The following is an 11181-nucleotide window of genomic DNA, read 5'->3' on the forward strand; positions in this document are numbered from 1 at the left end:
GCGGGTTCGGCACGGTGCCGAGCCCGCCGCGCCCGCCGTGCCGGGTGCGGTCCGTGTACGGTGATGCGGATCACGGCGCCCACCGCCGGCGGGCCGTACCGCTCACCGGCGCGCGTCTTCCAGGAGGCGAGCATGGTGACCACGGAGGACGTACGGCGGGTGGCGTGTTCGCTGCCCCGCACGACCGAGCATCTGATCCGCGACCGGATCAAGTTCCGGGTGGGGCGGATCGTCTACGTCTCGCTGTCCCGTGACGAGACCCTCATGGGGTTCGCCTTTCCCCGCGAGGAGCGCGCGGCGCTGGTGAGCTCCGACCCGGACAGGTTCCTCATGCCGGTGCCGTCCGACGAGCGGTTCAACTGGGTCCGGGTACGGCCGGCCACGCTCGACGCCGCCGAGCTCACGGAGATCGTGACCGACGCCTGGCGCATGGTCGTGCCCCGGCGGGTCGCCGCCGCGCACCTCGGGAACTGAGATCCACGAAGCGCGAAGGGCGCTCGGACCGAGGGCCGGCCGCCGCCATGGCCTATGCCACCAGGACCGCTCTTCCGAGAGCGTGCCCGACGGCCGTCTCGTTGAACGCCCGGATGGCCGCCGTCTCCGCCGCCCTCACCCAGGCCAGACCGAGGATCGAGGGGGGCAGCCCCCTGACGGGAACGAAACTGACGTCCGGGCGCCGATGGTGCACCGCCGTGGGGGCGCAGAACAACATGCCACCCCGGTTGAGCGCCACCTGGGTCAGGCCCTCCTGAGCGGTGGTCACCGCGCCGGCCCTGGGAACGGGACGGCCGGAGGGGGTGGCGGACGGCGCCGTACGCTCCCGCCACGTGCGCGGGGCCGGGCCGTCCAGGCCGATCAGGGGAACACCGGCCAGTTCCTCCGCGCTGATGCTCGAACGGGCGGCCAGCGGGTGGCGCGAGGACACGCCCAGCCGGTACGAGACCCGGTTCAGCCCCTCGCCCGCCGCCAGGTCGGGCTCCTCCACCGGGAGCAGCGTGAACGTGATGTCCACCTGCCCGGCCCGCAGCTTCCCGAAGGGATCGGAGAGCGGGATCTCCACGAGCTCCGCCCGGCACCCCGGGTACCGGTGCTCGAAGGCGCGCACGCTGCCGGTGACGACGTCCGTGGGCGTGGCGAGGAAGCCGATCCGGATAACGCCTGTCACCTCGCGGGCGTCCGCCCTGGCTCGGCTGACGGCGTTCGCGAGGCCGTCGTAGGAGGGGCGCAGGTCGGCCAGGAACCGTTCACCCAGGGGTGTGAGGCTCACGCGCCTGCTGGTCCGCTGGAAGAGCCGGCCGCCGATCCTGTCCTCCAGTGAGCGTATGAGCTGGCTCACCCGGCCGGGTGACAGGTAGAGGCGCTCGGCCGTACGCGCGAAGTGCAGTTCCTCACCGAGCACGATGAAGCACTCCAGTTCCCTGAACTCCATCCTCACCTCCGCCTGAACCTCTGTCCGATCGTTTAGTCCACCTAAACCAAGCCTCCGGACTTCGGCATTGTTCCCGCCGGTGGACGGCAGAAGGCTGGACGGCATGACCATCACTGACGTCTCCCCCGCCGTCCGGGCGCGCTGGCTCGCGGTGTTCTCGGTCTCGGTGGGCACCTTCGCCATCGTGACCAGCGAGATGCTGCCCGTCGGCCTGCTGACCTCGATCTCCGCCACCCTCGGTGTCTCCGATGGGACGGCCGGGCTGATGATGTCGGCGCCCGGACTGGTCGCCGCCGTCTCCGCGCCCGTACTGGCGGTCACCGCCCGGCGGCTCGACCGCCGTGTCACGTTGCTGGGGCTGATGGCGCTGCTGGCGGTGGCCGACCTGCTGGGCGCGTTCGCGCCGAACCACCCCGTCATGCTGGCCGCCCGGGTGCTGACCGGAGTGAGCATCGGCGGGTTCTGGGCCTTCGCGGCGGGGCTCGGCCCCCGGCTGGTACCCGAGAGGTCCGTCGGCCGGGCCACGTCGATCATCCTGTCCGGGGTGTCGGTGGCGTCGGTGCTGGGGGTGCCCGCGGGGACCCTCATCTCCTCGTTCGCGGGGTGGCGGACCGCGTTCGTCTCCGTGGGGGTGCTGGCCCTGGCCCTGCTCGCGCTGCTGGCCGCCACCCTGCCGCCCCTCCCCGGCGAATCCCCGGCGGGGGCGGCCGAGCCGTCGCCCCGCGAGACCGCCTCCCCCACGCCGAAGGGACGGTCCCCCCGGCTCTCCGGCCCGCTCAAGGTCGTCCTCGTCCTGACCGGCCTGATCGTGTCCGGACACTTCGCGGCCTACACCTACGTCCGGCCGTTCCTGGAGCAGGTCTCACACGCCGGTCCCGCCTTCGTCAGCGCCGCCCTGCTCCTGTACGGCGCAGCGGGCGTGGCCGGCAACTTCGCGGCGGGCGCGTGGGCGGCCAGGAACCCCAGGCCGGTCCTGATCACACTGGCCGCGCTGATCGCGCTCTCCACGGCGGCGCTGCCCCTCGCCGTCCCGCCCCTGATCATGCTCGTGGTGTGGGGTCTGGGCTACGGCGGCGTGGGGGTGGCGCTCCAGCTCTGGATCATGCGGTCGGGCGGCGGGGAGATGGGCACGGCCCTCTTCGTCGGCGCCTTCAACGTCTCCATCGCGTTCGGCTCGTTCGCCGGCGGCCGGATCGTGGACGGCGTGTCGCTCTCCGCGGTGATGTGGGCGGGAGCGGCGCTCGCCGTGGCCGGCGCGGGTGTCGCGGGCGTCGCGGGTGTCGCGGGCGGGAGGGGACGGCCGATCCGCCGGAGGGCCGCGCCTGACGCTGATGCCGTGGCGGGAGAAGGGCGGGAGGTGGAAGGCTGCCCGGTGTGAAGATGCACGACGATCAGCTGACGGTGTCGCCGGAGACGGTGCGCGCGCTGGTGGACGAGCAGTTCCCCCGGTGGCGGGACCTGCCCGTCGCCGCCGTCGCCTCCCAGGGGACGGTCAACGCCATCTTCCGCCTGGGCGACCGCTTCACGGCCCGGTTCCCCCTGCGGGCCGGGCAGGTCGGACCGACGCGGCGGTGGCTGGAGTCCGAGGCCGAAGCGGCTCGCGAGCTGGCGGGCCGTACGCGGTTCCCCACGCCCGAGCCGGTCGCGCTCGGGGAGCCCGGCGCGGGGTACCCGCTTCCGTGGTCGGTGCAGACGTGGCTGCCCGGCGTCGTGGCGACCGACGAGGATCCGGGGGGATCCGTCGCGTTCGCCCGCGACCTGGCCGAGTTCATCCGTGACCTGCGCGCGATCGGCACGGACGGCCGTACGTTCGCCGGCGACGGCAGGGGCGGCGATCTGAGGTCCCACGACGCGTGGATGGAGACCTGTTTCGAGAACAGCGAACGACTCCTGGACGTTCGCCGGCTCCGCCGGATGTGGGAGGACCTCCGGAGCCTCCCGCGTACGGCGGGCGACGTGATGACCCACGGCGACCTCATCCCCGGCAACGTGCTCGTGTCGGCCGGACGGCTGGCCGGGATCCTCGACGTCGGCGGTTTTGGGCCGGCCGACCCCGCCCTGGACCTCGTGGGCGCCTGGCACCTGCTCGAAGCCGGGCCGCGGCGGGTGCTCCGCCGGGAGCTCGGGTGCGACGACCTCGAATGGGAGCGGGGCAGGGCGTGGGCCTTCCAGCAGGCGATGGGGGTCGTCTGGTACTACCTGGAGACCAACCCGGCCATGAGCCGGATGGGCCGGCGCACCCTGAAGCGCATCCTGGCGGAGCCCCTCTCCCCGCGCCGATAGCGGGAAACAGGCGCCCGCGATGAGGCCGAGGCCCCGGATCGTCCTTCGCAGGTCCTCACCGTACGCTTCCCCGCCGACCGGCGGGCGGTCGCGGGAGGGCTCATCTGCGTCAAACGGACCGGTCCACCGGGATCGGTGGAAACAGGCACGGGTGGACGGCCCGGCGAAGCCTAGACTTACGGCATGCCGATCCACCTGACCCTGCTCGACGGTGTGCGGTGGCAGGGACGGCCGGTGGTCGGCGAGAGGGCTCAGGCTCTGCTCGCGGCCCTCGCGCTCGACTGCCGGACCGTGAGCGCGGACCGGCTCGTCGCGGAGGTGTGGGGGGACGGCGAGCCGGCCAACCCCGCGAAGGCGCTGCAGGTCCTGGTGTCCAGGACCAGGTCGGTCATGGGGCCCGCGTCGCTGGTCACGGAGGGGACCGGCTACCGGCTCGGGGTTCCGTCCGACCGGATCGACGCCGGCCGGCTGCACGCTCTGGCGGGCCGGGCGGAGGCGCTGCTCGCCGGGAATCCCGCCGCGGCGGCCGCGGCGGCGGAGGAGGCGCTCACGCTGGGAGCCGGGGCGCTGCCGCCCGAAGGAGGCGGCCCGCTGGCCGAAGTGCGCCGCCGCGCGGAACACGACCTGGCGTCCGCGCGGGTCGTGCTCGCCCGGGCCCGGAGCCGGAGCGGTGACCACGGCCCCGCCCTGCCCGGCCTGGAGGAGGCCGTCCGCGTCCGCCCCGAGGACGAGGGACTGCTCGCCGACCTGCTGCACAGTGAGGCGGCGGTGCGCGGAACGGGCGCCGCGCTGGACCGCTTCGAGCGCTACCGGTCGGACCTTCGCGACCGGATCGGCGCCGACGTGGGCCCGGAGCTGCGGCGGGTCCACCGCGAGCTGCTGGCACTCGACAGCCCCGTGCGCGCCGGTGTGCGGTTCGACGCGACCCCGCTGCTCGGCCGCGACGAGGACCTCCGGCGGGTGCGGGCGCTGCTCGCCGCCTCCCGGGTGGTCTCAGTCCTCGGTCCGGGCGGGCTCGGCAAGACCCGGCTCGCCCACGCCGTCGCCCGCGAGGCCCCGCAGCCGGTGGTGCACTTCGTCGAGCTGGTCGGCGTGACCGCGCCCGAGGACCTGGTCGGCGAGGTCGGGTCGGCGCTCGGTGTCCGCGACTCGGTGACCGGGCGCCGCACGCTCAGCCCGCGGCAGCGCGCCGACGTCCGCGCCCGGATCGCCCAGCAGCTCGACCTGGCCCCGGCGCTGCTGGTGCTCGACAACTGCGAGCACCTGGTGGAGGCGGTCGCCGACCTGGTCTCCTATCTGGCCGCGACCACGCGGGAGCTGCGCGTCCTCACCACGACCCGCTCGCCGCTGGCGATCGCCGCCGAACGCGTCTATCCGCTGCCCCAGCTGGGGACCGGTGACGCCGCCCGGCTGTTCCGTGACCGCGCGACCGCGGCCCGGCCGGGCGTGCGCCTCGACACCGGCGACGTGCACGCCGTCGTGGCCCGTCTGGACGGCCTGCCCCTCGCGATCGAACTGGCCGCCGCGAAGGTGCGGGTGATGTCACCGGCCGAGATCGCCCGCCGGTTGGAGGACAGGTTCACGCTGCTGCGCGGCGGCGACCGGAGCGCCCCCTCCCGGCACCAGACGCTGCTGGCGGTGATCGACTGGTCCTGGAACCTCCTCGGTGAGCGGGAGCGCCGGGCCCTGCGCCGCCTCTCGGCCTTCCCGGACGGCTTCGCCCTCGACGCGGCGGAGGAGGTGCTCGGCTGCGACGCCCCCGGCGACGTCCCAGGCGGCCCCCTCGGTGACGCCTCCGGTGGCCCCCTCGGTGACGCCCTCGGGGATGTCGAGGAACTCGTGGAGCAGTCCCTGCTCACCGTCGTGGAGACGGCCGACGGGATCCGTTACCGCATGCTGGAGACGGTGCGCGAGTTCGGCCGGATGCGGCTGGACGCGGCCGGCGAGACCGCCGGGGCGCGCGCCGCCGTACGCGCGTGGGCCGTGGGGTACGCCGGCCGGCACGGCGTCCGGCTGTACTCGCCGGAGCAGGTCGACGCGATGGACCGGCTGCGTCCGGAGGAGACGAACCTCGCCGACGTCCTGCGCGAGGCCGTCACCGAGCCCGACCCCGAAGCGGTCACGGTGCTGTTCTCCACGCTGAGCGGCTACTGGACGATCCGCGGGGACCATCCGCGCAGCATCGTCCTCAGCCCGGCCGTCGCCGCCGCCCTGGCCGGCTGGACGCCTCCGCCCCGGCTCCTCGACCCGGCCCGGATGGCCCTGAGCATGGCGCTGTTCAGCATCGTCATGTCCTCCCCAGAGGAGGCCGAGGGGCCGGCCCGGCTGCTGTCCGAGCTGGGAGCAGACTCGGCGAACCCGGCGGTCCGGGCGCTGGTGACCGCGCTGCTCGCCATGGTGTCGGATCCCGAGCACGGCCTGGACGAACTGGCCTCCGGTCCCGATCCGCTGACCCGCCGGATCGCGCTGCACTGGCTGAGTCACGGCCGGGAGAACGCCGGCGACCCGGTCGGCGCGATCGAGGCCGCCCGCGCCGCCCTCGAACTCGTCGGCGACGACGGCGGCGGCGGCCCCTGGCACCGGGCGATGCTGCACGCCCAGCTGGCCGGCATGTACGCGCATCTCGGTGACTCCGCGGCGGCGGCCGGGCATGCCGCCGAGGCGATCCCGGTGCTCGAACGCCTCGGGGCGTTGGAGGACGCCATCCAGCTCCGCGCCGCCTTCGCCATGACGGTGCTCTCCGAGGGGCGCCGTGACGAGGCCGCCCGGATGATCGACGAGCTGGAGGCGCTGGCTTCCCGGGGCGCCTGTCAGGGCGCCTACGGCGAGACCATGTCGGTCGCCGCCGCCCGGGCCGAGCTGGCCCTCGCCGACGGCGACGTCGCCGAGGGTCTGCGGCGGCACCGCGAGACCGCCGAGGCGCTCAGGAACCTGCGCGTCTCGGGCACACCGGGGGGTTTCCCGCCGTGGGCCGTCCTGGGCGAGGTCGTCGCGCTCTCGGCGCTCGCGCAGTACGGCGAGGGCGACGACGGCGCGGACCTCTTCGAGTCGTTGCGGACCGAGGCCCTGGCCGCGTTCCGGCCGGACCACGTCTTCCCGGACCTGCCGGTGATCGGGATGGTGCTCGCCGGGCTGGGCGTCTGGGGCCTGCTGAAGGGGGCGATGCCCGCCGAGGAGGCCGTCCGGCTGCTCGTGCTCGCCGACCGGTTCGCCTACAACCGGTTCACCCCGACGATGCGGTGGGCGGTGCTGTCCGCGCACGCCGAGCGTGTCGCTCCCGGCGTCCTCTCCCGGATCGACGCCGAGTACGGCGAACGACGCGGCCCCGACCTGCTGGCCGAGGCCCGTGCCGCCCTGGAGCGGCTGGTCTGACGCTCCGGAGCGGGGGTCGGGCACCGGCTACATCTTGCGGGAGTAGGAGCGGACCGCCAGCGGAGCGAAGATCGCGATGACGACCACGCAGCCGATGACCGCCCAGCCGACCTCGGCCGTCACGGCCCCGTCGTTGAAGAGGTCGCGCACCGCTGAGACGACGTGCGACACCGGGTTGACCTTGACGAACGCCTCCAGCCAGCCGGGCAGCGTCTCGGCGGGGACGAAGGCGTTGGACAGGAAGGTCAGCGGGAACATGATCATCATCGAGATGCCCTGGACGCTCTGCGCCGAACGCGCCATCGTGCCCAGCCAGGTGAAGATCCACGCCAGCGACCAGCCCGCGAACACGGTGAGCGCGATGCCCCCGACGCAGCCGAACACGCCGCCGCCGGGACGATAGCCGATGAGCAGGCCGGTGAGGAGCGTCAGGACCGACGCCATGCCGTAACGGATCAGATCGGCGATCATCGGGCCTGCCAGGGGGGCGATCCTCGCGATCGGCAGGGACTTGAAGCGGTCGAAGACCCCCTTGTCCATGTCCTCACGCAGCTGCACGCCCGTCGCCATGCAGACGGTCAGGGCGGTCTGGGCGAGGATGCCGGGGATCAGCACCGGGAGGTAGTCCGACACGCTGCCGGAGATCGCGCCGCCGAAGATGAACGCGAACATCGCGGTGAACAGCAGGGGCTGGATGAGGACGTCGAAGAACTGCTCGGGCTTGCGGCGCATCTTCTTCAGCGCCCGCCACGCCATGGACAGGGTCTGGACCCCGGTCTCCTGGAGCGAGCTGTGGGACGTGGTGCGGGCGACCGCGGCGGCCGGGTCGACGCGCCGGGCGGCGCGGCCGGAGGGGGTCGCCGGGGTCGTCAGGGTCGCCGGGGCCGGGGTGCTCGTGGTCATCGGGCCGCCTCCATGAGGGGTTCGCCGGCCTGGGGTTCGCCGGTTCGGGGTTCGTCGGCGCCGTGGCCGGTCAGCGCCAGGAAGACCTCGTCCAGCGTCGGCTTGGCGACGCTCATCGAGGAGATGCCGATGCCCGCCTCCCGCAGGCCGATCAGGACGTCCGCGGCCCGGTCGGGGTCGGGCAGGGGGATGTTCATGCGTCCCGACTCCGGGGTCAGGACCGGCTCCTCGGCCAGCAGCCGGCGGACGACGTCCGCGGCCAGGGCGATGTCGGAGCCGTCCGCGAGGCCGAGCTGCAGGGTCGAGTCGCCGACCTGGGTCTTCAGGGCGTCGGGAGTGTCCTCGGCGACCTTCCGGCCCCGGTCGATCACGGCCACGCGGCCGGCCAGCTGGTCGGCCTCGTCCAGGTACTGGGTGGTGAGGAGGATCGTGGAGCCGTCGGTGACCAGCTCGCGGATCGTGTCCCACATCTGGCCTCGGGTCCTCGGGTCGAGGCCGGTCGTGGGCTCATCCAGGAAGATCAGGGGCGGGCGGGTGATCAGGCTGGACGCCAGGTCCAGGCGGCGGCGCATACCACCGCTGAAGTGGGCCAGGGGACGGTCGGCCGCCTCCTGGAGACCGAAGCGCTCCAGTAGGTCACCGGCGACGGCCTTGGCCCGGGTGCTCGTCAGGCCCTGCAGGCGGGCGAACAGCCGCAGGTTCTCCCGGGCGGTCAGGTCCTCGTCCACCGAGGCGTACTGACCGGTGACGCCCACCAGCTGCCGGATGCGGTGGGGTTCCCGCCGGACGTCGACACCGAAGATCTCCGCGTGTCCGCCGTCGATCGGGAGCAGGGTGGCGAGCATCCGGAGCATGGTGGTCTTGCCCGCCCCGTTGGGGCCCAGGACCCCGAAGATCTCGCCCTGCCGTACGTGGAGATCGACTCCGTCGACGGCCCGGAAGTCTCCGAAGTCCTTGACCAGGCCGTCGGCCCGGACGGCGTCGAGGTCCGCCATGACGTCTCCTCTCTGACGCCGGGTACCTCCCGGCCTCGGAGAAGAGCTTCCGCGTCGCCGGCTTCACCGCGGCTTCACGGTGGTTTCACCGCCGGACCGGCGGTTTCATCACCGGACCGGCGGTTTCACCGGCTCCGGCGCCCCGGACACGGCCGGCGACGGCGACCTCGATCCCGCCCGGCGGTCTCGCCGCCGGGCGAACGCGGGCGTCCGCCGGGGATCGCGCGCGGGCGTCCGGCGGAGAGCGCGTCAAAGCCGGCGCAGCACCTCCATGGCGTCCCCCTCGATGCGCGAGAGATCGCGGAGGATGACCCCGGCCTGTTCGAGATGTCCCGCGTCGCCGCTCTCCCCGGCCTTCGCGATCAGGGCGGCCACGTCCGTCCACAGGGTGGCGGCCTCGGCGTACAGCCTCTGACCGGTGCGGAGGCCGGCGTCGCCGACCAGCTCGGCGCACTCGCCGAGGAAGTCGCGGTAGAGAGCGCGGAACAGGGAGCCGCCGGTGCCGGCCTCCTCCATGAGGACGGCCGCCTGCGGCAGGTCCCGCCGCGGGTCGCCCGCGCGCAGCAGCCATCCGGGCACCCGCTCGGCGGCCTTCCCGATGCCCCGGTGGCCGAGGTTCGCGATGGGAGCGGACAGGAAGGCGGCGGCGCAGTCCCTGACGGCGGGGACGACCTGGTCCTGCCAGCGGGGCGGGCGCTCCGGCAGGGCGATGGTGAAGGACCGGTTCCTGGCGGTCATCGGGCCGCGTTCGGCCCGCGCCAGGGCCAGACTCGCCCGGCTGGTGCGCACCGCCCCGCCCTGCCGCCAGGTGTCCACCAGATGCACGTCGTGCTCGTCGTAGCCGTACATGGCGACGACGTGGCCGCCGAAGTGCACCTTGGACCGGAAGTACTCCAAGTGGTGGCAGTCGAGCTGGAGGCCGACCGGCCGGCCGGAGTCGACGGGGGCGGCCGCGTTCTCCCACGCCCTGCGCGGCGAGGCGGTCTCCCTGACCTCCAGGGTCAGTCCCAGCCTGGCGGTCAGGTTCCTGGTGAGCTCGAAGGGCCTGACGCGGCCTCCGAGGAAGGGGAACTCCATGCCCTTGGCGTCCCAGTAGACGAAGGACAGGCCCGAGCCCAGCCCGAACAGCATTGGCTCTGACAGGTCGAGTCCCTCGTGCCGCAGCAGCACCCCCAGCGCCGTCGTCTCGCAGTGGTGCGTGTCACGCGCCTCGACGCCCTTCACGATGGTCATACGTCGCCCTCCTCGACAACCGGGCTACCGGCGCGCCCGCCGCCTCCCTGGCCGGCGGCCAGGATCGTCAGCGGCAATCATGGGATCTCCCACAGGGGGAGAGTCCAGCTGGATCGGCGAGGCCGGCCCCGCCCACCCGCTCCGACGGCGAGGGCCCGGACCGGGGGTTCCCGGTCCGGGCCCTGATCGCCTCCGGGATCCTCCCGGTTCCGCGCGTGGCCGCCGCCCCGGCCGCGATCGGGCCTCGCCGGCACGGCATCGCCCCCGGGGAGCAGGCGGGCGAGAGTGGTCCCCGGGGGCGGGAGGGTCAGACGCCGTCCTCCCGGGCGGCCTGCTCAGAGGCCTGGTCCTCCCGGGCGGCCTGCTCAGAGGCCTGGCGGATCCGTTCGATCTGCGCCTGGGTGACGTTGAGCGTGCCGAACTCCCTGACCGCCTGGTAGTAGCTCCAGGCGAGGCCGTTGCAGGTGCTCCTGGGGATGGTGGAGTAGCCGGCGCAGACCTGCTTCATGTCGAAGTAGAACGAGTCGTCGATGCGCGACTTGTTCGCCGGGAACTGACCCACCGCCTTGTAGTTGCGGTAGCCGAAGTCGTGACGCCGGCACGGCATCCTGAAGTCGAAGCCGAGCGGCTGATCGGGGCTCGCCGAGCAGAGGTCGGTCGACCAGTCGAAGGCGTACTCCGCCCAGCTCCCCTGGTTCTGCCAGGCGGAGCGCCAGGCGGTGGCGCTGGACGACGTGGGCTGGCTGAAATTCGAAAGCGCGGCGAGCTTCTGTTCCGGTGTCACCGCGTAGGCGGGCAGTGCCGCCCCGAGTGACGCGACGAGGGAGAGGGCGACGGTTGCGAGGGCTCGTTTGACCATGGGGCTCCGCCTCAGGCTGGGGGGTACCTCTCGGGCAGGATCCTGCCATCGCCCAGAATGGCCTGGAATTCCCCGGCGCACCGGAACGGATCTTCGTCAAGACCAAG

Annotated in this window: 9 protein-coding genes; 4 read left to right on the top strand and 5 right to left on the bottom strand. The window is 73.4% G+C overall.

The window, feature by feature from the left end; genetic code table 11:
* Positions 1-132 precede the first annotated feature (132 nt).
* A complete protein-coding gene (locus ACFYSC_RS17625) occupies positions 133-474 on the top strand; it encodes an MmcQ/YjbR family DNA-binding protein (RefSeq protein WP_362936742.1) in 342 nt (113 codons plus the stop codon).
* Positions 475-526: 52 nt separating this feature from the next.
* Here the strand turns inward: ACFYSC_RS17625 and ACFYSC_RS17630 are convergent, their stop codons facing one another.
* Complete coding sequence (locus ACFYSC_RS17630; protein ID WP_389962207.1) at positions 527-1429, bottom strand: LysR family transcriptional regulator; 903 nt, start codon at positions 1427-1429, stop codon at positions 527-529.
* 103 nt (positions 1430-1532) lie between these two features.
* Between ACFYSC_RS17630 and ACFYSC_RS17635 the strand changes: the two genes are divergently transcribed.
* The 3 genes from ACFYSC_RS17635 to ACFYSC_RS17645 all read left to right on the top strand — a co-directional run bounded on the left by ACFYSC_RS17635 (position 1533) and on the right by ACFYSC_RS17645 (position 7084).
* Positions 1533-2807, top strand: a complete 1275-nt coding sequence (locus tag ACFYSC_RS17635) for an MFS transporter (protein ID WP_389962210.1) — start codon at positions 1533-1535, stop codon at positions 2805-2807.
* 2 nt (positions 2808-2809) lie between these two features.
* Positions 2810-3712 (top strand): aminoglycoside phosphotransferase family protein, encoded by a 903-nt coding sequence (locus ACFYSC_RS17640; RefSeq protein ID WP_389962213.1) that lies wholly within the window; start codon positions 2810-2812, stop codon positions 3710-3712.
* A 183-nt stretch (positions 3713-3895) separates the two neighbouring features.
* Positions 3896-7084, top strand: coding sequence for an ATP-binding protein (locus ACFYSC_RS17645; protein WP_389962216.1), 3189 nt, complete (start codon positions 3896-3898; stop codon positions 7082-7084).
* A gap of 27 nt (positions 7085-7111) precedes the next feature.
* On the opposite strand, the gene ACFYSC_RS17650 is transcribed toward ACFYSC_RS17645, so the two are convergent.
* The 4 genes from ACFYSC_RS17650 to ACFYSC_RS17665 all read right to left on the bottom strand — a co-directional run bounded on the left by ACFYSC_RS17650 (position 7112) and on the right by ACFYSC_RS17665 (position 11074).
* Positions 7112-7987 (bottom strand): ABC transporter permease, encoded by an 876-nt coding sequence (locus tag ACFYSC_RS17650; RefSeq protein ID WP_389962219.1) that lies wholly within the window; start codon positions 7985-7987, stop codon positions 7112-7114.
* Positions 7984-8982 carry an ATP-binding cassette domain-containing protein gene (locus ACFYSC_RS17655; RefSeq protein WP_389962222.1) on the bottom strand — a complete coding sequence of 333 codons (999 nt, stop codon included), beginning with the start codon at positions 8980-8982 and terminating at the stop codon, positions 7984-7986. The genes ACFYSC_RS17650 and ACFYSC_RS17655 overlap by 4 nt, the downstream gene beginning before the upstream one ends.
* A 249-nt stretch (positions 8983-9231) precedes the next feature.
* On the bottom strand, positions 9232-10215 hold the full coding sequence (locus ACFYSC_RS17660) for a BtrH N-terminal domain-containing protein (RefSeq protein ID WP_389962225.1): 984 nt from the start codon (positions 10213-10215) through the stop codon (positions 9232-9234).
* A gap of 307 nt (positions 10216-10522) precedes the next feature.
* Positions 10523-11074, bottom strand: coding sequence for a phospholipase (locus ACFYSC_RS17665; protein ID WP_389962228.1), 552 nt, complete (start codon positions 11072-11074; stop codon positions 10523-10525).
* Between the last annotated feature and the right edge of the window lie 107 nt (positions 11075-11181).

The sequence above is a fragment of the Streptosporangium sp. NPDC004379 genome, assembly GCF_042873875.1.
GTDB lineage: Bacteria > Actinomycetota > Actinomycetes > Streptosporangiales > Streptosporangiaceae > Streptosporangium.